General features: G+C 63.5%; 20 protein-coding genes. 7 read left to right on the top strand and 13 right to left on the bottom strand.

The annotated features are described in order from the left end of the window. The first annotated feature begins 88 nt into the window (after window positions 1-88). Window positions 89-721: a thiamine phosphate synthase gene (gene thiE, locus JQN68_RS03690; protein ID WP_225072614.1), complete on the top strand. Its 633-nt coding sequence runs from the start codon at window positions 89-91 to the stop codon at window positions 719-721. A gap of 17 nt (window positions 722-738) precedes the next feature. On the opposite strand, the gene JQN68_RS03685 is transcribed toward thiE, so the two are convergent. After that, on the bottom strand, window positions 739-1,503 hold the full coding sequence (locus tag JQN68_RS03685) for a rhomboid family intramembrane serine protease (protein WP_225072613.1): 765 nt from the start codon (window positions 1,501-1,503) through the stop codon (window positions 739-741). Between the two features lie 140 nt (window positions 1,504-1,643). Here JQN68_RS03685 and JQN68_RS03680 point away from each other — a divergent pair, with 140 nt between their 5' ends. After that, window positions 1,644-2,300, top strand: coding sequence for a fumarylacetoacetate hydrolase family protein (locus JQN68_RS03680; protein WP_225072612.1), 657 nt, complete (start codon window positions 1,644-1,646; stop codon window positions 2,298-2,300). Here JQN68_RS03680 and nfi read toward each other — a convergent pair. The 11 genes from nfi to polA form a co-directional block, all read right to left on the bottom strand. Next, entirely contained in the window at window positions 2,287-3,003 is a 717-nt protein-coding gene (nfi, locus tag JQN68_RS03675; RefSeq protein WP_225072611.1) for a deoxyribonuclease V, read from the bottom strand. The two genes, JQN68_RS03680 and nfi, sit on opposite strands and share 14 nt — an antisense overlap. A gap of 105 nt (window positions 3,004-3,108) precedes the next feature. After that, entirely contained in the window at window positions 3,109-3,561 is a 453-nt protein-coding gene (locus tag JQN68_RS03670) for a hypothetical protein (protein ID WP_225072610.1), read from the bottom strand. 262 nt (window positions 3,562-3,823) lie between these two features. Then, the gene (gene ppdK / locus JQN68_RS03665) at window positions 3,824-6,490 is read right to left on the bottom strand and encodes a pyruvate, phosphate dikinase (RefSeq protein WP_225072609.1); all 2,667 of its coding nucleotides are present in this window, start codon (window positions 6,488-6,490) and stop codon (window positions 3,824-3,826) included. 206 nt (window positions 6,491-6,696) lie between these two features. Beyond that, window positions 6,697-8,763: a glycine--tRNA ligase subunit beta gene (gene glyS, locus JQN68_RS03660; protein WP_225072608.1), complete on the bottom strand. Its 2,067-nt coding sequence runs from the start codon at window positions 8,761-8,763 to the stop codon at window positions 6,697-6,699. 81 nt (window positions 8,764-8,844) lie between these two features. Next, window positions 8,845-9,717, bottom strand: coding sequence for a glycine--tRNA ligase subunit alpha (glyQ, locus tag JQN68_RS03655; RefSeq protein WP_225072607.1), 873 nt, complete (start codon window positions 9,715-9,717; stop codon window positions 8,845-8,847). A gap of 109 nt (window positions 9,718-9,826) precedes the next feature. Next, on the bottom strand, window positions 9,827-10,621 hold the full coding sequence (recO, locus tag JQN68_RS03650; RefSeq protein ID WP_225072606.1) for a DNA repair protein RecO: 795 nt from the start codon (window positions 10,619-10,621) through the stop codon (window positions 9,827-9,829). Between the two features lie 44 nt (window positions 10,622-10,665). Further along, on the bottom strand, window positions 10,666-12,021 hold the full coding sequence (gene mgtE, locus JQN68_RS03645; RefSeq protein ID WP_225072605.1) for a magnesium transporter: 1,356 nt from the start codon (window positions 12,019-12,021) through the stop codon (window positions 10,666-10,668). A gap of 139 nt (window positions 12,022-12,160) precedes the next feature. After that, the gene (locus tag JQN68_RS03640; protein ID WP_225072604.1) at window positions 12,161-12,667 is read right to left on the bottom strand and encodes a type II secretion system protein; all 507 of its coding nucleotides are present in this window, start codon (window positions 12,665-12,667) and stop codon (window positions 12,161-12,163) included. Further along, window positions 12,639-13,256, bottom strand: a complete 618-nt coding sequence (locus JQN68_RS03635) for a DUF1318 domain-containing protein (protein ID WP_225072603.1) — start codon at window positions 13,254-13,256, stop codon at window positions 12,639-12,641. The genes JQN68_RS03640 and JQN68_RS03635 overlap by 29 nt, the downstream gene beginning before the upstream one ends. A gap of 83 nt (window positions 13,257-13,339) precedes the next feature. Further along, window positions 13,340-16,498 (bottom strand): hypothetical protein, encoded by a 3,159-nt coding sequence (locus JQN68_RS03630; protein WP_225072602.1) that lies wholly within the window; start codon window positions 16,496-16,498, stop codon window positions 13,340-13,342. 54 nt (window positions 16,499-16,552) lie between these two features. Continuing rightward, on the bottom strand, window positions 16,553-19,228 hold the full coding sequence (polA, locus tag JQN68_RS03625; protein ID WP_225072601.1) for a DNA polymerase I: 2,676 nt from the start codon (window positions 19,226-19,228) through the stop codon (window positions 16,553-16,555). Window positions 19,229-19,457: 229 nt separating this feature from the next. Between polA and gspN the strand changes: the two genes are divergently transcribed. From gspN to JQN68_RS03600, 5 genes are all read left to right on the top strand, one after another. Beyond that, complete coding sequence (gene gspN, locus JQN68_RS03620; protein WP_225072600.1) at window positions 19,458-20,378, top strand: type II secretion system protein GspN; 921 nt, start codon at window positions 19,458-19,460, stop codon at window positions 20,376-20,378. Window positions 20,379-20,416: 38 nt separating this feature from the next. After that, window positions 20,417-22,864 (top strand): endopeptidase La, encoded by a 2,448-nt coding sequence (gene lon / locus JQN68_RS03615; protein WP_225072599.1) that lies wholly within the window; start codon window positions 20,417-20,419, stop codon window positions 22,862-22,864. A 69-nt stretch (window positions 22,865-22,933) separates the two neighbouring features. Further along, window positions 22,934-23,161, top strand: a complete 228-nt coding sequence (locus JQN68_RS03610) for a hypothetical protein (protein ID WP_225072598.1) — start codon at window positions 22,934-22,936, stop codon at window positions 23,159-23,161. Between the two features lie 236 nt (window positions 23,162-23,397). Beyond that, window positions 23,398-24,363: a tryptophan--tRNA ligase gene (trpS, locus tag JQN68_RS03605; protein WP_225072597.1), complete on the top strand. Its 966-nt coding sequence runs from the start codon at window positions 23,398-23,400 to the stop codon at window positions 24,361-24,363. Between the two features lie 230 nt (window positions 24,364-24,593). Continuing rightward, complete coding sequence (locus JQN68_RS03600) at window positions 24,594-24,770, top strand: DUF4177 domain-containing protein (protein ID WP_225072596.1); 177 nt, start codon at window positions 24,594-24,596, stop codon at window positions 24,768-24,770. A 3-nt stretch (window positions 24,771-24,773) separates the two neighbouring features. On the opposite strand, the gene JQN68_RS03595 is transcribed toward JQN68_RS03600, so the two are convergent. Next, the gene (locus tag JQN68_RS03595; RefSeq protein ID WP_225072595.1) at window positions 24,774-24,950 is read right to left on the bottom strand and encodes a hypothetical protein; all 177 of its coding nucleotides are present in this window, start codon (window positions 24,948-24,950) and stop codon (window positions 24,774-24,776) included. Window positions 24,951-25,023 lie beyond the last annotated feature (73 nt).

Genomic DNA, 25,023 nt, shown 5'->3' with positions numbered 1-25,023 from the left:
GATCTGCGCCATGCTGCAGGCTCAGGGCTATGACCCGGTCTGGAAGGACTGGGACCGGGCGTTTCTGGAACGGGAAGCGGGCTGCTGAATGGAACCGAACCGCTGTGTCGATTTCCGACTCCTCCTCATCAGCGACCGGAACCTGTTGCCCCCCGGACTCAGCCTGCTCAACAGCGTGGAGCAGGCCCTGAATGGCGGACTCCCGGCGATACAGCTACGGGAAAAGGATCTGCCGGCCCGCGACCTGTTTCGCCTGGCCGAGCAACTGCGGGACATGACCCGTCGCTATGGGGCCAGACTGTTGATCAATGATCGCCTCGATGTGGCCCTGGCGGTAGAAGCTGACGGCGTCCAACTCGGCGGCAAATCCCTGCCGACGGCAGCCGCGCGCCGCATCCTGGGACCAAATCGACTGATCGGCTGTTCCTGCCACAGCCTGGCCGATGCGCAACAGGCCGCGGTCGGCGGCGCTGACTTCATCACCTTCAGCCCGGTCTACTTTACCCCCTCCAAAGCCCCTTTTGGCCCGCCCCAGGGATTGGCGCCCCTGCAGGCCGTGTGCGCCGCCAGCCCCTTGCCGGTGTTTGCCTTGGGCGGCATCCACCTGGAACGCGTTCCGGCCGTGCTGGCCTGCGGTGCCGACGGAGTCGCGCTGATTTCAGCCATCCTGGCGGCACCGGACCCGCAACAGGCGACCCGCGCCCTGCTGGCCGCTCTGTAAAGCAGGGCAGAGAGCAACTACCAGGCCCGTTGCGAGCGCCGTGGCCCTCCTTTCCCTCGATCAAACAACCACGCCAGCCCCAGCCCCGCCAGGAAACCGCCGATGTGGGCGCCATGAGCCACACCCGAGCCGCGTCCGCCGTCCAGGAGAAAGGGCAGCAGGTTGTCGATGATCAGATAAAATCCCAGCACCAGGCGGGCCGAGACCAGCACCGTGGTGACCAGAAAGGGAAACAGAAAAACCAAGGCTTTGACCTGGTTGCGGGGAAACCACACAAAATAACAGCCCAGGATGCCGGAAATGGCCCCCGACGCACCAACCAGAGGGATGCCGGAACCGGGTACGAACAGGGCAAAGAACACCGTGGCCAGGATGCCGCAGACCAGGTAGACCAGGAGATAGCGCACCGCCCCGAGGCGATGCTCGACGTTGTTGCCGAAAATCCACAGGAACAGCATGTTGCCGGCGAGGTGAAACCATCCGCCGTGCAGGAACATGCAGCTGAACAGGGTGGACAGGGAAGGTGCCACGGGTCGGAATCCGTAGCGGAACACGAACAGGTCGTAGGCACTGGTCCGCGCCAGCACTTCCTGGGCCGCGGGAATGGTTCGAACCCCAAGGGTGCGCAGATATTCCTCCAGCAGGGGATCGGCCAGATCCGGGCGACCGGCCATCAACGGCACGGAAAGAAACAGAAAAATCGCGACATTCGCGCCGATGAGCAGCCAGTTGACCACCGCGAAGCCGGGCGGATTGGGTGTGTCGCCATAAGGCAGGAACATGCAGGCTCCTCACGAGAAAGGATGGGGATAATGGCTCGCTGCAGCCGCTGATTGCTGGTAACATGTTAACATAATTTTCATTCTTCACCCCCAGCCAAAAGGCCGCAGCCGACCCTCCGTCCCGGCGCAAGGAGGCAACCATGCACACCGTCCGATTGCATCACAGCTCACGACTTTTCCAGGTCGGCAAAATCGTCTGTGTGGCCCGCAACTACGGCGAACATGTGCGAGAACTGCATAACCGGCCGGCCAATGAACCGGTATTCTTCCTGAAACCGGCCAGCAGCATCATCCGCTCAGGGGAAACGGCGGTCATTCCGCCCTACTCCCAAAATTGTCATCATGAAGTCGAACTGGCCATGCTCATCGGCAAGTGGGGCCGAAACATTCGCGAGGAAGAAGCCATGCAGCATATCGCCGGCTATGGGGTGGCCATCGACCTGACCCTGCGCGACGTCCAGGAGCAGCTCAAGGCCGAGGGCCTGCCATGGGACAAGGCCAAGGGCTTCGACACCTCCTGTCCCCTGTCCGACTTCATGCCGGCGGCGGCGGTGGCCGATCCGTCAGCCCTGCACCTGACCCTGATGGTGAATGGGGAACTGCGCCAAAGCGGCAACAGCGCGGACATGATATATCCCCCGGCGACCCTGATCAGCGCCGCCTCGCGTATCTTTGCCCTGGAAAGAGGCGACATTCTGCTGACCGGCACCCCGGCCGGGGTCGGCCCGGTCCGACCGGGAGACCAGGTTACCGCCAGCATCAAGGGCGTCGGCGCGGTGCATATCAGGATCCGCTGATATGCACCTGGCCTGGTACCAGGCCGGCCTGACGGCAGAAGTTGGCCAGCTGATGGGCCTGACGCAGCGGCTCGGGTAATCGATAGCGGGTCAGGCAGCGTTCCACCAGGGCGACCGCCTGTTCGGTGTCCATGAGATGACCGGGAGAGACAAACAGGGGACGGACATGATGCCGGCTGCGCAGCACCGCACCGACGGGTTGTCCGTCCAGCAGCAGGGGCGAACGCGCGCCGCGCCGACCATCCGGCTCGGCGTATTCGCCGCAAAGCCGGCTTTTTGCACAACCCACCGTTGGCAGATTCAGCCATAGACCGAGATGACTGGCCAATCCCAGTCGACGTGGATGGGCAATGCCCTGACCATCGACCAGCACCGCATCCGGCAGGCAGGAGAGGTAACGAAAGGCCGTCAGCAGCACCGGCAGTTCACGAAAGGACAACAGACCCGGCACATAGGGAAAAGTTTCCTGCCGACAGACCCCGATCTCCTCCCGAACCACCATTTCCGGCAATTCCAGCACTACAACCGCACCGAACAACAGGGCGTCCCCGCGTCGGCAGGATACATCCACGGCAGCGACCCGTCGCACGGCACCGGCACCGCCCCCGGCCGATTCGGGGCGGACCCGGCGCGCCAGTCGTTTCTGCAGAGCGATGGCCTCGGTTGGCGTCAAATCCCAACCATGCAGTTCGGCAAAGTCCATTTTGCCTCCATTGCCGTCCCTTCCGCCGGATCCCATTCCCCCCTTGAGGTCCCGGGGCCACCAGCGCCGTGGGCGCAACAGGCCGGCCGGATCTCAAGTCCGAGGTCAGGTCTTGCAGCGCAGCAGCTTTTTTCCGCCGGCAAAAAGAATTTCCACTTTGTTGGGAGGCAGCACCGCGGTGACCATGCCTAGACCGAAGAGGGGATGGTTCACGGCCTGGCGAAAGGCATAGGCACGTTCCATGCTGTAGGGAATCGCTTGATCTGCAACGCCTTCCTGGGACCACCTGAGCCACTGCTCCTGATCGGCGCCGGCCGAGGAGCGGGAGGTTGAACGCGGTTCGCCGACCCGCTTGGCCCGCTCCCCGCCGGTCTTCGCCGTCTTCGCCGGCGCCGCCGGCCGCACCGGATAATATTTATGATCGCTGGCGCAGGTATTGCAGCGCACTCGGGCCGGCGTGTCGCCGACCATGGCAATAATGGTATGGTTGGTTACCGTCCGACAACGGGTGCAGCGGCTTTCGACGTAATCGCCGGCGCTTAATTGCTTGTGAGCCATAATTCCTCGAAGATAACGAAAAAGCCACAGGCAAAACCCTGCTGCGGCGATGAAGTCCATAGGGGAGGGAGTTGTACCATCGACCCGCCGGCACTGTCAAGAATCGGATCCAGGACCGAACAGGAGCCTGTATCCAGACAGGAACGGCAGCGGCCCCCGGAACCATCCGGGGGCCGCTGCCGTTCCAAACCTACTATAATCACTTGTTTTTAAATGCCTTTACGCCATTATCAAAACCAGCTGCGGCCCCGAAGGACGGTTGCTAGGCCTTTTTTTCCAGCAGGGCGGCATGCGCCGCGGCCAGACGGGCAATGGGCACCCGGTAGGGCGAGCAGGACACGTAGTCGAGTCCGAGACGGTGGCAGAAGATGATGCTGGACGGCTCACCGCCGTGCTCGCCGCAAATGCCCAGCTTGATGTTGGGCCGGGTTTGACGGCCCTTTTCGCAGCCGATGCGCACCAACTCGCCGACGCCGCTCTGGTCGAGCATGACGAAGGGATCGCAGGGCAGCAGTTCGCGCTGCACATAGAACGGCAGGAACTTGCCGGCATCGTCCCGCGACAGGCCGAAGGTGGTCTGAGTCAAATCGTTGGTACCGAAAGAGAAGAATTCCGCTTCCTCGGCTATCTCGTGGGCGGTCAGGGCGGCCCGCGGCAGTTCGATCATGGTGCCGATGAGATAGTCGATCTTGGCGCCGCTGCGCAGGACAACCTCGTCCGCCACCCGACTGGCGCGATTGCGCAGCAGCTTCAGTTCATTGACGTGGCCGACCAGAGGGATCATGATCTCCGGAACGATTTCGTAATTTTCCTCCCGGACCAGAGTGCAGGCCGCCTCCATGATGGCCTGCACCTGCATGTCGTAGATCTCCGGGAAGGTGATGCCGAGGCGGCAGCCGCGATGGCCGAGCATGGGATTGACTTCGTGGAGATGATCCACTTTCTGCTGCAGCACCTCGGCCGACACATTCATGACCGCGGCCAGTTCGTCGATTTCCCTCCGAGTATGGGGCAGGAACTCGTGCAGGGGCGGATCCAGCAGCCGGATGGTGACGGGCAGGCCCTTCATCTCCTGGAACAGCCCCAGGAAATCGCCCTTCTGCATGGGCAGAATTTTACTCAGCGCCCGTTTACGGCCCTCCACATCGTCGGCCAGGATCATCTCCCGCACCGCCATGATGCGATCCGCTTCGAAAAACATATGCTCGGTGCGGCACAGGCCGATGCCCTCGGCGCCGAACTGGCGCGCTACCGCCGCATCGTTGGGGGTATCGGCGTTGGCCCGCACCCGCAGCCGCCGGAACTCATCGACCCATTCCATCAATTGACCGAAATCGCCGGTCAATTCCGGTTCGACCGTGGGCACCAACCCCTTCATGACCTCGCCGGTGGAGCCATCCAGGGTAATGACATCCCCCCTTTTGAACACCTGCCCGGATTCGTCGGTGAACTGTTGGGCTTTGTAGTCGACCTTGATGCCGCCACAGCCGGCGACGCAACATTTACCCATACCCCGCGCCACCACCGCGGCATGGGAAGTCATGCCGCCTCGAGCAGTCAGAATACCCTGGGCGGCATGCATGCCGTGGATGTCCTCGGGACTGGTTTCGATGCGCACCAGGACCACCTTCAGACCCAGCTTGGCCGCTTCCTCGGCATCCTCGGCGGAGAAAACGATTTCACCGCTGGCCGCCCCGGGGGAAGCCGGCAGGCCGGTGGCCACTACGTCCTTGTCGGCCTTGGGATCCAGGGAGGGATGCAGCAGCTGGTCGAGTTGCTCGGGGGCCACGCGCAACACGGCTTCCTGCTTGCTGATCAAGCCCTCCAGGACCATGTCGACGGCAATCTTCACGGCCGCCTTGGCGGTCCGCTTGCCGTTGCGGGTCTGCAGCATGTAAAGGTGGTCTTTTTCGATGGTGAATTCAATATCCTGCATGTCCCGGTAGTGTTGCTCCAGAGTACTGCGAATCTGCAGCAGTTGCTCATAGCAGGCGGGCATCACTTCTTCCAGGGACGGCAGATGGCCGTCGTTGCTGGCCTTGTCGATGGGTTGCGGAGTACGGATGCCGGCCACCACGTCCTCGCCCTGGGCATTGAGCAGAAATTCGCCGAAGAAGCGGTTTTCCCCGGTGGAAGGATTGCGGGTAAAGGCGACCCCGGTGGCGCAATCGTTGCCCATGTTGCCGAACACCATGGCCTGCACATTGACCGCCGTGCCCCAATCGGCCGGGATGTTGTTGAGCTTGCGGTAGGTGACGGCACGGGGATTCATCCAGGATCCGAACACCGCATTGATGGCGCCCCACAGCTGCTCTTCCGGATCGCTGGGGAATTGCCGACCGAGGGTCTCCTGGACCTTGTTTTTGAAACGGATCACCAACTGCCGGAGATCTTCGGCGGTCAATTCGGTGTCGAGTTTGACCCCGCGCAGTTCCTTGGTCTGCTCCAGAATATCCTCGAGCAGGTCACTGTCCATGCCCATGACCACGTCCGAGTACATCTGGATGAAGCGACGATAGGAATCCCAGGCGAAACGGGGATTGCCGCTGCCTGCGATGAGCCCCTGAACCGTCACGTCGTTGAGACCCAGGTTGAGCACCGTATCCATCATGCCGGGCATGGAAGCGCGGCTGCCGGAGCGCACCGACAACAGTAGGGGATTGTCCGGGTCACCGAACTTTTTCTCCATGGCCTGTTCAAGCCGGGCCAGATGATCGGCGACCTCTTGTTGCAGGCCCTCGGGATAATGCCGATTGTTGCGGTAGAACTCGGTGCAGAGTTCGGTGGTAAGAGTAAAGCCGGGCGGAACGGGCAGCCCGATAGCCGTCATCTCCGCCAGGTTGGCGCCCTTGCCGCCAAGCAGATTCCGCATCCCGCCGTTGCCCTCGGTCTGGCCGGCACCGAAGAAATAGACATATTTTACAGCCATTAACTCTTCCTCCTGAAGGATTTGCGTCGGCTCCATGCCCGGACGCTTTCTATCGTGTGCCCCACGGAACGATGCCGTGCCGGTTGCGCGGCCACCGGTCCCCTGTTGTCTCCCAATTACCCCGTTGCCCGCCATGCCGGACCGGACCGGGTCCGGATGCCGTTCGGGCAGATTATAACAAGAAAAACCTTCCTCGCAGGCTCGACTCAGGCCGCGATGCGGGCAAAATCGGCGAGGCCCTGAAACAGCCGTGCCACGGAGGTGAGCAGGGCCAGACGGTTGTCGCGCACCCGCTGCTCCGGAGCCATGACCATGACCCCGTCGAACAGGGCGTCCACCGGACCGCGCAGGGTCGCAACGGTTCGCAGCGCCCGCGCATAATCACCGACCGCCACCGCCTGTCGGAAACCCTGCTCCACGTCCTGCAGGGCCGTCAGCAAGGCCTGCTCGCAGGGCGCTTCGAACAGGGTTGCCTCAACGGCCCGGTCCAGGCCGCCCTTGATGATGTTGACCACCCGCTTGAAGGCCACGGCCAGTGGTTCGAAGTCCGCCTGCTGGCGCAGCGCATCCAGTGCCTGGATGCGCCGCAGCGCATCCACCGGATCGTCGGCGGAAACCGCCAGCACCGCATCCACCACGTCCTGGGGGAAGCCCTGGCCGGTCAGCAGATGCAAAAAGCGCAGGCGGATGAATTCCAGCACATCGGCGGCGACTTCCTCCGTCGAGCGGTTCAATTTGCCGGCCAGCAGGGCGACGCTGCGGCCCACCAGGTCCCGCAGGGAAAACCGGTACTCCCGATCCAGCATAATCTGCAAAATGCCGAGGGCGCTGCGCCGCAGGGCGAAGGGATCGGCTGTCCCGGTGGGAATCAGGCCGACCCCGAAGCAGCCGCAAAGGGTATCGATTTTGTCGGCGATGGAGACCAGGGCCCCGACATCGTCGCCGGGCAGACGGCCGCCGGCCTGGGTCGGCAGATAATGCTCGTGGATGGCGCGGGCCACGCGCGGGTTCTCGCCCTCGAGCAGGGCGTATTCGCGCCCCATGATGCCCTGCAATTCAGGAAACTCGAAAACCATGCCCGTTTCCAGGTCGCACTTGGCCAGCAGCGCGGCCCGGTCCACCAGCGGCGCCAGGTCGGAGGCCAACTGCTGCGCCAGGTGCAGGGCCAGTTCCCGAAAGCGCATGACTTTTTCGTAGCTGGTGCCCAGGCGAGCCTGGTACACCACGTTTTTCAGAGCTTCGAGGCGATTTTCCAGCTTGACCTTGCGATCCTCGTTCCAAAAGAACATGGCATCGGCCAGACGGGCCCGCAATACGCGCTCGTTGCCCCGCTGGACCACGGACGGATCCGTAACCGGCGTATTGGAGATGGTGACGAAACGGGGCAGCAACCGCCCCTGCTCGTCGACCACGGTGAAGTAGCGCTGGTGCTCCCGCATGGTGGTGATGAGCAGTTCCGGGGGCAACTGCAGGTAGTTGTCCTCGAAACCGCCGACGATGGCTGTGGGATGCTCGACCAGAAAGGTCACTTCATCCAGCAGGGCCTCGTCGTCGTTGAGCCGACCGCCGGCCCGGACCGCCGCCGCGGCGGCCATTTCGGCGATCATGGCCCGACGCCGAGCGGGATCGGCCACCACATAGCGGGCCTCGGCGGCGGCCAGATACTGGGCCAGATTCTCCACCGCAAAGGGCTCCGGGGCCATGAAGCGATGCCCCCGGGACAGGTTGCCGCTGGTCAGATTGCCAAAGCTGAAAGGCACCACGGTGCCATCGAAGAGGGCTACGATCCAATGCATGGGCCGCGCGAAACGCACGTCGAGATCCTGCCAGCGCATGGACTTGCGAAACGGGATGGCGGCAATGACACGCGGCAGCATTTCCGGCAACAGAGCGGCGGTGTCGCGGCCTTCCTCGACCTTGGAGAAATAGAGATATTCTCCCTTGTCGGTCTGACGCCGCTGCAGATCCGCGACCTCGATACCGTTGCTGCGGGCAAAACCCTGAGCCGCTTTGGTCGGATTGCCGTCGGCATCGAAAGCAACCTTGACCGATGGACCGAGAGCGGAAATTTCTCGGCGCTCCTGATGACGAGCCACGGCGGAGACGGCCAGCACCAGGCGGCGCGGCGTCGCAAAGCTTCGAATCTCGGTGAAGCCGATACGGGCATCGTCCAGTTCCTTGCGCACCAGCCGCTCCAGATCGGCCATGGCGGTGGGCAAAAAGCCGGCCGGGATTTCTTCGGTGCCTATTTCCAGGAACAGTTCTGCAGACATGGCGGCGCTCCGTCCTTCTCCATAAAATGTAAAAGCCACGGAAATCCTTGATTCCGTGGCGCGGTTACCGAAAAGCTCGATTCACCGCCCCTTGAGGAGCGGAAATCCCATCTTTTCCCGTTGTGCGACATAGCCCTCGGCGCACAGGCGCGCCAGATTGCGGACGCGACCGATGTAATTGGCGCGCTCCGTGACCGAAATGGCGCCGCGCGCGTCCAGCAGATTGAAAGCGTGGGAGGCCTTGAGAACAAAATCATAGGCCGGGAACACCAGTTCTTTCCCGGTCAGGCGAGTGCATTCCTTTTCGTACATATCGAACAGCTGGAACAGCATGGTCACATCGGCTTCCTCGAAATTGTAGGTCGAGAATTCCACTTCGGTCTGATGGTGCACGTCGCCGTAACGAATTCCCTTGACCCACTCCAGATCATAGACGTTGTCCACGCCCTGCAGGTACATGGCGATGCGCTCGCAGCCATAGGTGATTTCCGCCGAAACCGGTTTCAGATCGATGCCGCCGACCTGCTGAAAATAGGTAAACTGGGTGATTTCCATGCCGTCCAGCCAGACTTCCCAACCGAGTCCCCAGGCGCCCAGGGTCGGCGATTCCCAGTCGTCCTCGACAAACCGGATATCGTGCCGGGAAGGGCTGATACCGAACTCCTTGAGGGAATCGAGGTACAGTTCCTGGATATTCATGGGGGACGGTTTCATGATCGCCTGAAACTGATAATAGTGCTGCAGGCGATTGGGGTTTTCCCCGTACCGACCGTCCGTGGGCCGACGGGAGGGCTCGACGTAGGCCACATTCCAGGGCTCCGGCCCGAGTACGCGCAGAAAGGTGGCGGGATTGAAGGTTCCGGCGCCTTTTTCCAGGTCATAGGGCTGCTGGATGATGCACCCCTGCCGGGCCCAGTAGTTCTGCAATCCGAGGATCAATTCTTGAAAAGTCACAATGCCTCCAGGCGCCGGGCGCCACTTTGCTTGTCGAGCAACGCCCCAGCCGGAATCAGGGCTCTGCGCTGCGTAGGGCAGCCAAGGGTAGATCTTTTGTCCTACCCTGTCAACCGGTTTCCGCCGGCCGGCAAGCCGCGCCGCCATCGGTGCGGGCGGCCAGCACCTGCTGCAGGAATGCCGCGCTGCGCAACGGCCGTCCGAGCTGCGGCCGCAGAGCCGCGGCCAGCAGGCGGCCGCCCTCCTGCAGGGTCTGAGAAGAGAGCCGCAGGCCGTCGAAGGCGGTCAGAGGCGATCGCTGCAGACGCGCCAGGGTGCCCAGGGTCAGGGGCGACAGGCGCAGCCCCTGCTCCGGCTCGGCGCAACCCAGGCAGAGGGCCCCACCCTGGCGGATATCGAAGGCCACCATGCTGCCACTCAGCCCCCGGCTGCAAAGGGCGCAGTGGGCCAGGTGCGGAGCATAGCCGGCCAGGTTCAGCAGCCGCAATTCAAACAGCAGGCGGGCTTCGGCACTGAATCCCCGGCGCGCCAGGTGGTCCAGAAAAGCTTCCAGCAGCCCGAACACCTCCGCCTGCGGCTGGCGTTCAGCCAACAGAGCCTCCACCAGCTCGCCCCCCGTGGCGGCCAAAGCCAGGGTCGTCACATCCCTGCGCAGGGCCGTGCGCAGGTCCAGCAATTCGGCATCGCACAGACTGACCAGTTCACCGCCGCGCACCGTCGTCCAGTGCAGGCACACCCTGGCAAAGGGCTCCAGGGCCGTTCCGAAACGACGGCGGCTGTTGCGGGCCCGGCGGGCAAAGCCTTTGACCAGGCCCTGCTCGAGGGAGAAGAAAGTGACGATCCGATCCGCCTCGCCGTAATCGCAGCGCCGCAGGATTATGGCCTCCGAAGCGCAGTTGCTCATGTTCGCACCCCGTTCCCTGACATGTCGCAGGCAATGACATCCGTTTAGCGCAGATATTGCAGGAATATGGTTGCGGTGCCAAAGTAGATCAGAATGCCGGTGATATCGTTGGCGGTCTGCACAAAGGGACTGGAGGCGATGGCGGGATCGATGCCGATGTGTTTGAAAAACGCCGGCGCCAGCACCCCCATGGTCGCCGCCACGGTCATGGCGGAAACCATGGCCAGACCCACCACCAGCCCCAGGTAACCGTTATGATGCCAGGCGATGGCCACCAGGCCGACGGTCATGCCGCAGACGGCCCCCATGAACATGCCGACCCGCAGTTCCTTGAAAAACACCTGCCGCATGCTCGAAAAATCGATGTTGCCGGTGGCGAATCCGCGCACCACGATGGTCGCCGACTGGCCGCCGACGTTGCCGCCCATGCCGGTGATGACCGGGATGAAGGAAATCAGGGCGATGACCTCCTTGAGGGTCACCTTGAACAGCCACATCAGGTAGCCGGTGATAATGCCGCCGAACAGATTGGTGATCAGCCAGGGCAGCCGCAAGCGGGCGATGCGGACCGCCCGATAGCCGTACAGAAGCTCTTCCTCGCTGGTACCGACCATCTTGTAAATGTCCTCGGTGGCCTCCTCGTGCAACACGTCGATGACATCGTCGACGGTAATGATGCCGACCAGCTTGTTGGTTTCGTCGACCACCGGCAAGGCCAGAAGATTGTAGCGGGACACCAGATGGGCCACCTCTTCCTGGTCCTTGTCGGTCCGCACGCTGATCACGTCCGTGGCCATGATCTCCTTCAGGCGGGTTTCCGGCGGCACCGTCAGCAGCTGCCGCAGGGACAGGACTCCGACCAGATGGTTGTGGCGGTCGGTCACATAGATATAGAAGACCATTTCCACGTCACAGGCCTGCTGCAGAGCGACAATGGCCTGCTGCACGGTCTGGTCCTCGGTCAGGGAAAAGATCTCCGTGGACATGATGCCGCCGGCAGTATCTTCGGCGTACTGCAGCAACTGCTCGATCTCGTCGGAGTGCTCATCCTTCATGGTGTTGAGAATCTCTTCCGCGAGTTCCTCGGGCATGTTGCGGATCAGCTCGACGGCGTCGTCGTAGGGCATTTCCTGCAACACCTCGGTCATGGCCTCATGGCCGATTTCCTCGAGCAGTTGTGCCCCCGTGGCATGGTCCAGCTCGGACAGGACGCCGGCCGCCACCTCATTATCCTCGATGAGCCGAAACAGGGTGTGCTGTTCTTTGCGGGACAAAAAGGGAAACAGGTGGGCGATATCGGCGGGGTGGGATTTAGTCAGCACCTTGGCCAGGTTGGGCGTGGCGCCCCGGCGCATCAGCCGCTTGACGGTGTCCAACAGAAGCTGCAGTTTCTGATCCATGACAACATCCCGCGGGCAAAGGCGAATTGGAAACAGAGCATGCTACCAACGCCGGGCCGTCACTGTCAACAGGCACACGACCCGCGTCAAACAGCAACGGCCGCGTATGCGGCCGCTGCTGTCAGATTCAAACCGGGATTCAGGTTTCAGGCGCGACCTGGGGTCGCTGAAAAACAAACTCCCATTCGCGATAGCTTTCCGCCTGTTCGAAGCCTTCGTACCCTTCGGGGAAACCGTCACTCTTGAAGGGCCGCAGAGCACTGTCGCTGCGCACCCCAAGGATATTACCGGCATTATCGCGTACCAACTGCCACGGACCGCCGGTCATGGGGTCGGGATACAACCGCCGCAGATGACGGGACGGCAGCGGCGTCCGGGTATCCTTCAGCAGTTCCTCGAGCCGCCGGGGATAGCCGCCGCCGACGGCGAAATAGCCGGCAATGGCGCGGCGATACTGCTCGCCCCGAAACAGCAGTTCCTCCTCCCGTTCCCGCTGCAGGATGGTACGCCAGGTGCTGCCGGCGATGCCGGCCGCCAACCCCATGACGGTCACGGCGACCAGTACCGCCAGCAGGGTGGCCCCGCGCTGGTCGGCCAGCAGAGATCGACCGGAGGCGTCAGCGTCGGCTCCAGGCGCCGGCGGCATCCTCGATATACCAGCCGGAAGCGGCCTGTTCCCGCCAAGAGTCGGCAAAAATCGCCTGCACTTCATGGGCCCGGTCAGGGAACTTGTTGGCATTGGCGATCTCCTTGTAGAGGCGCAGGCGATCCTGGTTCTCGACGGTCACCAGCCGGTTGACCTGGCTGCGGGCGCGCAGGTCCAACCCATCCAGGGTGCGGACCTTGAGCAGGCCGTCGCGGCCGATGCCGACCTGCCCGCCGTCCAAAAACGGCCGCAGTTCGGTAGTCCGCGCCTTCATGGCCTCTTTGATGGCGCGAATTTCCGGGGTAGTGACGTTGATATCCTGAGCGGCATGGACCGTGGACGCTCCCCAGAACTGCCGCAACAGGCTGGTCGGTCCCTGCTTCTCGGCGGGAGCCGCCGGTGCCGCCGGGGCTGCGGGAGGCGCGACCGGCTGCGGCGCCGGTGCTCCATTGCGCTCGCTCCAGACCTCCTGCACGATGCGGTCGGCGGCGCTGCGCACCTCCTCGGCCGGGAAATAGATATTGATGGTGACACAGGCCGCCAACATCATCACGGTGGTCAGCGAAGCAAGCAGAAGATTCTTTCTCATGCCATCCTCCAGGTTGATTTTCCATGCAATTTCGTGGACTTTTCTGTCTGTCAGGGACACTATACCGTTCCCGGCGGCGAAAATCAATCGGCCTTGCCGCCGCTGCCGCCCCCGGTCCGGTCGATGCGCTCCAGGCGTTTGAGCATCTCGCGGAAGGAAATCGGCTGCTGCGGTGCCAGGATGTCGATGCGGGGCGGCAGCCATCCGCCATAAACCAGGTAGCGGTCGCTGCCCTTGCGGGCGCTCCCGCGCAGACGGAAAACGTCGTTTTCCAGGTCGCAGCGAATTCCGATGCGGCGATAGCGATAAAAATCGATAAACCGGTAGAGGCCTCGGGAGAGGATGCCGGAAAAACCCCCCTGGCTGATAATCGCCAGGTTGTTCAAAGCCTTGACGCTGATATTGCGGCGGCCCGAAAGGCGGGTTTCCAGCCAGGCGCTGAAGGCCGACGGGGTGGCGCCGAACAGCCGCAAGTTCTGCACGGCGCCGTCCACCACGCCGTTGATGGCGCCGAATTCGAAGGTCTGGGTCAGCTGAAACAGGTCGATGCCCTGAAAATCGATGTCGGCGAAGGTTTGCGGACGGCCCAGGCCACCGGGGCGAAACCTCAGATTGCGCAGCCGGATGCGGCCGCCGAACACCTCGAACAGCGCCTCGCCATCGGAACTCAAGACCCCGTCGCCAAACCGGATCTGACCGAGGTCGGCGTTCAGGGTGCCGGCCATGGGCGTCAGCTCGAGTTCCCGTGTCAATCTCTCCAGATCGATTTCAGTAATGCCGATACGGGCCCCGAATTCCGGACCGGCGGCATCCCGACCGAGCTGCAGATCGGCAACGGTAATTTGCCCGCCGCCGGCCAACAGCACCAGCGGTTCCTCAAACCGGAAACGATTGCGGGTGACGAGTACCGGCAAGGTCTCGTTGCCCAGTTGTACCGGTCCCATGCGCAGCAGGTCGAAACGCAGCCGGCCCGACCGGGCCGCCGGCTGCCAACCGGCGGCGGCCGTGGTCGGCAGGGTCAGGGCCAAGGGCAGCCGGCCGGTGCCGTTCAGACCCTCCAACTGCAGTTCGGGCCAAACCAGGTCCATATCCTGCGGGGCCAGTTCACCGGTCAGTCGCCAACCGTCCGGTGCGGCCTCCAGTTGCAGGTCCGCCGTCATCCTGCCGGCCAGCTGCAGCCCGGCAAAGCCGGGACGCAGCGCGGCCAGCAGATCCCGCGCCAGCCCCTGCCAGAGCCGGTCCAGATCCGTCAGCTCGAGCCTCCCAATCCATTCCGGGTTTTGGCCCCAACGCCCCCGCCCTGACAGCTGCAGGGCCTCCGGAACCGCCAGGGTCGCGGCATCCACCTGCAGAGCGGCCGGTTCCGGCTGCCAGCGACCGCGCACCGACCATTGCCCCTGCCAATCGGCCAGTTCCGCGTACCAGGCTCCCCACAGCGCCTCCCCGGCACCGAGCCGGCCGTCGAGATCGAAGGTCATGCTGCCGGCTTGGTCCGTGGCCAGGGTGCCTGCCAGCTGCAATCGCCCATCCACCAGACCGCCCTGACCGTCGGGGGACATCCACTCCACTTCCTGGAGCTGCAGGTCGGCAATCCGAGCTTGCCAGCGGCCCTCCTGCCAATGGCCCGTGGTCCGGACCTGCAGCCGCCCCTGCCCGTCATGGGCCGCCACCTTGGCCGCCAGAACGCCCTGATCCAGGGACAGGCGGCCGGCGGCGAGATTCACCCCGCCGGATACCGTGGCCTCGCTAACCTCGCCCTGGAGCCATTGCAGGCGGCCGGCGCGGGCCTGGAAACGACCGCCCCAACCGGCGCCTCGGCGCTGCATGGTCAAGGTTCCGGCCATTCCTTCGCCGCCCTGCAGGGCGGCCGGACGACGGGATGCCGGCAGTAGCCGGCGCAGTCGCTGCCAGCAGATGGGCGGCACCTCGGCCTGAAACTGCCGGGCATCGAAACGGACCCGACCCAAACGCTGTCCGGCCAACTGCAGATTCGCCTGCCCGCCCCAGCCGGAAGCCTGCTGCCGCAGCTCCGCCTGCAAAGCCAGGGCCGAAAGATCCAACCGGGCGGCGGTGGGAGTCCCCCCCGGCCGGCCGCTCAGCGCCACCTGCGCGGTGGTCGTGCCGGCTTGCCGGGTCGCCGACAGGCGCACCCCTGCCGCTCCCGCCACGGGCAGGGGCACCTCGCCCAATACCGACCGCTGCAACAGGTTGGGGTCCGGCACGTCCATGGCCAGCTGTCCGCTGAGGACCTCGGCGGAACTGCGGAACTCCAGGGTGCCCTTCGGCGCCCCGACCAAGGCAAAGCGTCCCTCTCCAGCCCAACCGGCGGCGGTACTCTTAAGGGACATGGCAGTTCGTTCCAAAGGCAGGGTCAGGCCGGGCCCCCGCACCCGGCCCTGGTCAAGAACGACCTGCATGGACAGGCCGTCCGGCGACCAGAGCACATCGAGTCGCAGGTCGCGCAGCACAAAATCCCAATTCTCCGGCAGGGCCACCGGCTCGGGCAACACGACCATCATCCGCTCGACATCACCCCGATCCAGCAGTTCCATCCCCAACCCGACCCGGATTTCGACGCCCTGGCCGGAAGGCAGGCTGACCCTGAGAGGACGGCGCAGCAAGGCGCGCTCCTCCCAGTCGAGGACATCACACACCAGTTCCAGACCCCGCTGCCAGGCACCATGACCGGCGGCGCGGATGGCCAGCGGCTGCCCCTGCCCGACCTCGGCACGAATCTCGAAGATGAATACCTCGCCGCCACGGAGTTCGGCCTGAAAATTCCGCACCACCAGCGGCGTTTCACCCATGGCCAGGCTCAGAGCACCGTTGTTGACGCGGATCCGGCGGGCGGTCACGGGCAGGCGTTCGGGCCACTGCGGAGGCGGGGCTTTTTCGGCAGTGGGCCAGAAGCTGATTTCGGGGGTGTCCAGTTCCAAGGCGGTGAGTTGCCGTGCGAGAAGATCGGCCAGGCCCAGGGTCAGGCGGGTTTGCGGCAAAGCCACGGCATAACGGCCGTTGCGGACCAGGCGCAGTTCCTCCACCACCAGGGTCGACCCCTGCCAGCGCAATCGACCGATGTTCAGCTCCGCCTGCAGGCGCGCTCCGGCCATGCGCTCCAAGCGGGGCACCAGTACCGAGTTGAGTACCCGTTCCGAGCGCAAACCGGCCACCAGCAATGCCGCCATTACCAGCGGCACCAGCACCAGCAGCCAGATCAGCGTGCGGATGGGCAACCTTTTCACGGCTCCTCCGGATCGGCCATGGAATACCACGGGTCCGTCAAGGCTTACAGAGCATCAGTGGGCATCCCGCCAGTTGGCGCCGCTGCCCATCTCCACCAGCAGCGGTACATCAAGAGTCACCGCGCCCTCCATCTCCCGGCGCACCAGTTCGGTCATGGCCGGCAGTTCGGCCGGCGGAACGTCGAACACCAATTCGTCGTGAACCTGCAGCACCATCCGGGACTGGAACGACTTTTCCTGCAGGCGGCGATGGATGTTGACCATGGCCACCTTGATGATGTCCGCGGCCGAGCCCTGGATGGGATAATTGATGGCGTTGCGTTCGGCAAAGCCGCGCACCGCGGCATTCCTGCTGTCGATTTCCGGCACCGCGCAGCGCCGACCGAGGAGGGTGGTGACGTAGCGCTGCCGGCGCGCCTCCTCGACCTTGGCGGCCATGAACTCCCGCACCTGCGGATAACGGGCAAAATAGTGATCGATATATTCCTGGGCCTCGGCCCGGCCGATGCCCAGGGATTTGGCCAGACCGAAAGCGCTCATGCCATACAGCACACCGAAGTTGATGGTCTTGGCCTGGCGACGCAACTCCGGCGGCACCATGCCCAGGGGCACATTGAAAATCTCGCTGGCGGTGCGGGCATGGATGTCCTCCCTGCGGGCGAAACTGTCCTTGAGGGCCGGTTCGTCGGCGAGGTGGGCGAGAATCCGCAGTTCGACCTGGGAATAGTCGGCGGCCAGCAGTATGTTGCCCGGTGCCGGCACGAAGGCGGCCCGGATGCGACGCCCCTCCTCGGTGCGGATGGGGATATTCTGCAGGTTGGGGTCGCTGGACGACAGCCGGCCGGTGGCGGTCACCGCCTGGTTGAAGGAGGTATGGATACGGCCGGTCTCCGGATGCACCAGCTTCGGCAGGGCGTCGCAATAGGTGCTCTTGAGCTTGGCCAGGGTGCGGTAATCGAGAATGCGCTCGGCAATGGGATGCTCCTCGGCCAGGGCGTTGAGCACCTCGACATCCGTCGACCAGCCGGTTTTGGTCTTTTTGCCCCGTGGCAGCTTGAGGTGTTCGAACAGCACTTCGCCGAGCTGCTTGGGCGAACCGACGTTGAACTGGCACCCGGCCAGCTGGTAAATCTCCTCTTCCAGGACCCGCAGGCGGCCGGCCATTTCGGCGGATATTTCGCCGAGCAGCTCGCGGTCGATGCCGACCCCGTGCCATTCCATGTCCGCCAGCACCGTGACCAGGGGCAGCTCCACCTCCCGGAACAGCCGTTCCTGCCCCGTGGCGATCACCTGCGGCAGCAGTTTATCGGCCAGACGCAGGGTGATATCCGCATCCTCGGCGGCATAGCGGGTCGCCGTCTCGACGGCCACGGCGGAAAAGCAGACCTGGTTTTTGCCCTGGCCGGCCACCTCGCCGTAGCTGATGGTGCGGTACCCGAGCAACTCCGCCGCCAAGCTGTCGAGGCCGTGGGATTTGCCGGCGGGATTGGCCAGGTAGGAGGCGATCATGGTATCGCACTCCAGGCCCGCCACGTCGATTCCGGCCCGGCGCAGCACCAGCACATCGTACTTGGCATTCTGGGCGATTTTGGGCCGGGCTGCATCGGCCAGCAGCGGCCGCAGCTGCTCCAGCACCAGGGCTCGATCCAGCTGCTCCGGCGCTCCCAGATAGCGATGTCCGACGGGCAGATACCAGGCCCGGCCGGCCTGCACGGCAAAGGACAGCCCGACCAGATCGGCCCGGGTGGCGTCGAGGCTGGTGGTTTCCGTATCGAAGGCGAAGCGCGGCGCGCGCCCGAGTTCGGCGAGCAGTTCATCGAGCTGGTTCTGGTTCAGAACCGCCAGATAGCCGGCATCGCTGGTGCGCTCGTCGCTGGAGAACTCCTGCAACAGCTTGTGGAATTCGAGGCTCTTGAATAGAGTTGTCAACGCCTCCCGGTCGGGCTCGCCGAGGGCGAACTGTCCGTAATCCACCTCCAGGGCCAGATCGTCGCGCAGCCGCACCAGTTCCCGCGACAGGCGCGCCTGCTCGGCATAGGCACGCAGGTTTTCCTGACGTTTTTTGCCGCTGACCCGGTCGATGTGGGCCAGCAGATTGTCCACCGTGCCGAACTCCCGAATCAGTTCCCGGGCGGTTTTTTCGCCGATGCCCGGCACCCCCGGCACGTTGTCCGAACTGTCTCCCGCCAGGGCCTGCACCTCCACCACCTGCTGCGGAGAACCGAAGCGCTCGGCGACCTCAGCCGGGCCGATGTGCAGCTCCTTCATGGTGTCGAGCAGACCGATGCGCTCATCGACAATCTGCATCAGGTCCTTGTCGCCGGTGACCACGGTGATGGCCAGGCCCCGCTCGGCAAAACGGCGCGCCAGGGTGGCGATGATGTCGTCGGCCTCGTAGCCGGCCAGTTCCAGGGCCGGCAGGTTGAAGGCCCGAACCACCTCCTTGATGATGGGGATCTGCGGCCGCAGATCCTCCGGCATGGCCGCCCGGTTGGCCTTGTATTCCGGATAGAGTTCCTTGCGAAAGGAAGGGCCCGGCGCGTCGAAGACCACGGCCAGATGATCCGGTTGGTAATCGCGCATCACCTTGAGCAGCATGTTGGTGAACCCGTACACGGCGTTGGTGGCCTCGCCCCGGGAATTGGAGAGGTGGCGAATGGCGTAATAAGCCCGGTAGATATAGGATGAACCGTCGATGAGAAACAGACGTTGGGGTTGAGCATCGTTCATGCAGACGTGCCTCATGAAAAAAGTGGGTATGGAACCGGGGTTCCGGGTCATTTTGGAATTGCCGCCGATGGCAAAGTCGGCCTGCTAACATTATCCCACGCCGTCGCAAAAAGCAAACCTGCCGCAGCTTTCGAACCTTGCATTTTCGAGCGGTTGCAAATATTCTCTAACGGATCGCGGGATTCCGGCACGTCCCGCCAAACCCTTTCCGCGCCAGGGAGCACCGGCCATGACATCCCGCCTTGCAGAAACTTCCAGCCGACGCCCATCCGGCCGTCGACGCCGGATCGGTTGGACGATATGGGTGCTATTGGGCCTGGTTGCCGTCCTGTTCCTGGCCATACCTCGAGGTCGCATTGCGGCTGAACTGGAGCAGGCACTGAGCCGGCGGACCGGTTTGCAGGTCAGCCTCGAGGATCCGTCCCTGCGGCTGCCGGCGGCACTGCATTTCAAACGGGCCATCCTGCGCGGAGGCCGGCCGCCCTGGAACGAACTGCAGTTCGAACAGGTGCGTGTGGCGCCCTACTGGCGCTCCCTGTTCAGCCGTGACCCGGGCCTGAGGGTCAGCGCCCGCTATCAGGGCGGTCGCTTGCGTGGGTATCTGCGGCGCAGCGGATTCGGCGAAATCCGGGCCGTCGACCTGCCCCTGAGCAGCCTGCTGCCGGCCTCCACCGGCCTGGGTCTGGACGGGATTCTGTCGGAAGGACGCTACCGGGGCCCCCTGTCCGGCGCCGCCGCAACCGTGCACAGTGCGCGAACCCTGGAACTGGCCGTGACCGGCGCCTCTCTGACCGGACTGCAGGGACTGGGGTTGAGCCGCGGCCTGCCCCTCGGCGAGATCATCCTGGCCGCCGAAGGACTGGGGCCGGAACTGCGTCTCACCCGGCTGACTCTCAACGGCGGCGCCCTGCAGGGGGAGGGTTCCGGCAGCCTGCAGCTGACCCGCCCCTGGCTCGACGGGCGACTCGAACTGCTCCTCAGCCTGCAACCCACGCCCATGCTGCCGCCACCCCTGCGGCAGCTCCTCGCCCGACTGTTCCCTCCGGCACCGGATGGCCGGTTCTACCTCAGCCTCACGGGGTCTCCGGCCAACCCGCGACTGCGCAAGGTGCCATCCGGCCCGGTTGACAACCGGCCGGCCAGTGATTAGGTTGACTGACCAACTACCGCAATCCAAGGAGATACTCCATGAGTGACGATCGGGACATACAGGAACTCCCCGAGGAGAACCTGACGGATCAGGACAACGAAGCAGCCGATGCGGAATCGACCCGCCCGGAAATCCAGGCGGAAGGTCTGGTGTTGGCCGCGGATCTGCTGCCCGTCAATCTGCCCATCATCCCACTGCGGCCCAGGCCGGCCTTTCCCGGCATCCTGACGCCGATGATTTTCACCGGTCGTCCCCACGTGGCCATGGCTCAAAAGGCGGTGGACAGCCCGACCAAAACCCTGGGACTGGTGCTGGTGCGGGACGTCGAAGGCCCCGACGATCCCGGCAACCTGCATCGCATCGGCGTGGCCGGACGCATCATGAAAGTATTCCAGTCGGACGACGACAGCATCCACCTATTGGTCAGCTGCCAGGAGCGGTTCTCCGTGAAGGAGATCAGCAAAACCGCCGAAGGCATGTTCGGGCTGGTCGAATACCATTATGCCGCCGAACTGTCCGTCAATCCGGAACTGCAGGCCTATTCCATGGCCATCATTTCCGCCCTCAAGGAACTGGTGCAGATCAACCCGCTCTACTCCGAGGAAATCAAGATGTTCCTCAACCGGCAGAGCATGAACGATCCGGCCCGCCTGTCGGACTTTGCCGCCAACCTCACCTCCAGCGACGGCCAGCAGTTGCAGGAGATCCTGGAAACCCTCGACGTCCGCAAGCGCATCGACAAGGTGCTGGTGCTGCTGAAAAAGGAGTTGGAGGTCTCGCGCCTGCAGACCCGCATCAGCAAACAGATCGAGGAGAAGGTCAGCGCCCACCAGCGGGAATTCTTCCTGCGCGAGCAACTCAAGGCTATCAAGAAGGAACTGGGTCTGGAAAAAGAAGGCAAGGTCAGCGAAATCGAAAAATTCCAGCAGCGCCTGGCGGACCTGACCCTGACCGAGGAGGCCCGCAAGACCATCGACGAGGAAATCGAAAAGCTCAAGCTCATCGAGCCCTCGTCGCCGGAGTACAATGTATCCCGCAACTACCTGGACTGGCTGACCATTCTGCCCTGGGGCAAATTCAGCCGGGACAACTACAACCTGGAGAAAGCACGGCGGGTGCTGGACCGCGACCACTACGGCCTCAAGGACGTCAAGGAGCGGATCCTCGAATTCATCGCCGTCGGCAAACTCAAGGGCGACATCTCCGGCTCCATCCTCTGCCTGGTCGGTCCACCGGGGGTCGGCAAGACCTCCATCGGCAAAAGCATCGCCAGCGCCCTGAACCGCACCTTCTACCGTTTCTCTCTGGGCGGCATGCGCGACGAGGCGGAAATCAAGGGCCACCGCCGCACCTACATCGGCGCCCTGCCCGGCCGCTTTATTCAGGCCATGAAGAGCGCCGCCACCGCCAATCCGGTGCTGATGCTGGATGAAATCGACAAGATCGGCGCCTCCTTCCAGGGCGACCCGGCTTCGGCCCTGCTGGAGGTGCTGGATCCCGAACAGAACGCCACCTTCCGCGACCATTACCTGGACGTGCCCTTCGATCTGTCCAACGTGCTGTTCGTGGCCACCGCCAACCAGCTCGACACCATCCCGGCACCCCTGCTGGACCGCATGGAGGTCATCAGGTTGGCGGGCTATATCCTTGAGGAGAAGCTGGAGATCGCCCGCCGCTACCTGATTCCGAAGGCCCTCGAAAGCCACGGCCTGGAAAAGGGCCAGGTCACCATCCGCAAGGATGCCCTGGAGGCCATCATCGACGGCTATGCCCGGGAAGCCGGGGTCCGCAACCTGGAAAACCGCATCAAGAAGATCATGCGGCGCGCGGCCATGGAATTCTCCCAGGGGCGCACGGACAAGATCGCCATCACCCGCAAGGATATCGAAGGCTACCTCGGCAAGCCCGTGTTCACCGCCGAGGAGGTGTTCGAGAACGTGGCCGGCGTGGTCACCGGCCTGGCTTGGACCAGCATGGGCGGCGCCACCCTGCAGATCGAAGCCGCGGCCATGCCCAGCAAGAGCAAGGGTTTCAAACAGACCGGCCAACTCGGCGCGGTGATGGTGGAGAGTTCCGACATCGCCTATTCCTATGTCATGGCGCACCTGGCCGAATACGGCGCCGACCCGGAGTTTTTCGACAAGCACTTCGTGCATCTGCACGTGCCGGCGGGAGCCACGCCCAAGGACGGCCCCTCCGCCGGGGTCACCATGGCCACCGCCCTGCTGTCCATGATCACCGGCCGGCCGGTGATCCGCAAGCTGGGCATGACCGGGGAGCTGACCCTGACCGGACGGGTGCTGCCCATCGGCGGCGTCAAGGAGAAGATCATCGCCGTGCGCCGCACCGGCCTGCAGACCGTCATCCTGCCGGAAGCCAACCGCAAGGATTTCGAGGAACTCCCCGACTATCTGCGCGAGGGTCTGGCGGTGCATTTTGCCCGCGACTATCGCGACGTGTACCGGGTAGCTTTCGGTCAACCCTGAAAAAGGTCGTTGCTTGGCTGCTGTTAAGGCATCCGACTCATTAAATCCCAAGGAGGCACAACCCCCGTCATGACCGTACAAGAACTGAAAACCGCCCTGGAGTCCCTCAGCACCGAGGAGAAGCAGGCCTTCATCATCGAAACCCTGCCCGGCCTGGCCCGGGAGGCCATGCAGGACAGCGGCTTTTTGCTGCAACTGTTCCCCGTGTTTCTCGGCATTCTTCAGGACAGCGGCATCCAGCTCTCGCAGCTGCTGCAGATGGCCAGCCTGCTGCAGCCGGCCGGCACCGGGGACTGATTTCACCATTGACGAAAAGCTGTCGAGCTGCTAGGTTTGGCGCTTATGGAAACCTTCATGATCCCCTGCATGCTGCTTGCCCGTCGCTGGTGGCGCTGGTCCGAATCCATCTCCGGTTCGCATGCCAGTGTCTCTCCATGGGCAGCGCGGACCTGACGGTCCGCGGAACCTGAACAACCCAAAGCCGCGGCCCCCTGGACCGCGGCTTTTTTATTTTCCACGACGAGGATTCGACCATGCGCGTTCTGTCCGGCATCCAGCCCTCCGGCGCCCTGCACCTGGGCAACTATTTCGGCATGATGAAAAAGATGATCGACTACCAGGAGCACCAGGAGTTGTTCTGTTTCATCGCCAACTACCATGCCATGACCAGCGTACCCGACGGCAAGTCCCTGGCCAAGGGCACCCTGGAAGCCGCCGCCAATTTCCTGGCCCTGGGCCTCGACCCGGAACGGAGCCTGTTCTGGGTCCAGTCCGATGTGCCGGAAGTGCAGGAATTGGCCTGGGTACTGTCCAATTTCACACCCATGGGCCTGCTGGAGCGCTGCCACAGTTACAAGGACAAGGTCGCCAAGGGCATCGCCCCCAACCACGGACTGTTCGCCTATCCGGTGCTGATGGCGGCGGACATCCTGCTGTTTCAGTCCGAACTGGTGCCCGTCGGCAAGGATCAGAAGCAGCATCTGGAGGTGGCCCGCGACATCGCCATCAAGGTCAACAACGAGTATGGGGAGCTTTTCGCGATACCGGAACCGGACATCGATGACGAAGTGGCGACGGTCCCCGGTCTGGACGGACAGAAGATGAGCAAAAGCTACAAGAATACCATCGACCTGTTCCAGGACGAAAAGTCCCTGCGCAAACAGATCATGCGCATCGTCACCGATCCGACGCCGGTGGAGGATCCGAAGGATCCGGAACGCTGCAACGTCTTCAACATCTTTCGTCTGTTTCTCGACAAGGAGCAGGAAAAGGACCTGCGCACCCGCTATGTGGCAGGGGGGCTGGGATATGGGGAGGTCAAGGAGGAACTGTTCGTGACGGTGCGGGACTATTTCGCGCCCTTCACCGCCCGCCGCACGGAATTGCTGGCCGACCCGGAAGGTGTGCGCCGCATCCTCGCCGACGGCGCCCAGAAGGCCCGTTACGTCGCCGCCAAGACCCTGCGCAAGGTGCGCAAGAAAACCGGCCTGGCCTATTGAAAAGACCTGCAACCGTTCGGCAAAGGGTCTCGGGGCCCCCCCACCGAGGGTGTCTGGCGCCCGGATGGCGCCGGCCAAGCCCCAGGGATGGGTTCATGCGGCCCTCGGTGGGGGGGACGCGAGGCCCTTCTCCACCGCTGCTTGTAAAGACACTCATCACGAAGCCTGACGATATAAAACCAGACGGGCCGCCGCGCCAATGGCGCGGCGGCCCGGGGAAAAGTCTATCTATGCCGATCTACAAAGTCGTGGAAACCAGCTTGGTGACGGACGACAGCCTGGAAGATATCCTCAACACCTGGACCGCCGAGGGCTGGCAGTTCGAAGGCATCCAGTTTGCCATGCGCGACGCCAGCAAGCGGCCGGCCATGGCCTTCATCATCTTTACCCGTCCGCACCAGGACTGAGCATCAGTCTTCCCAGTCGTCCAACTCACGAAAAATGAGGGTCCGCCGCGGATCGGAGGAGGGGGTGGCGCCACACAGTTCGCAGACCAACTCCACCGGTTCATCCTCGAGGAACTCGTTGCAGGTCAACTCCACCGGTTCCCCGGTGCAGGTGCAGTACCATTTGCGATAGATGGTCATGACGCCTCCTGGTCAATGGTTAAAAAACCGATCGGCCCGGCCTGCGACCTGTTTTCATCATAACCGCATCCGT

Origin of the sequence: Desulfuromonas sp. CSMB_57, assembly GCF_020194955.2 — a bacterium.
Classification (GTDB): Bacteria; Desulfobacterota; Desulfuromonadia; order Desulfuromonadales; family Syntrophotaleaceae; genus JAFCIY02.
The sequence above is the reverse complement of the archived record's forward strand: the minus strand, read 5'-3'. Positions and strand labels throughout refer to the sequence as shown.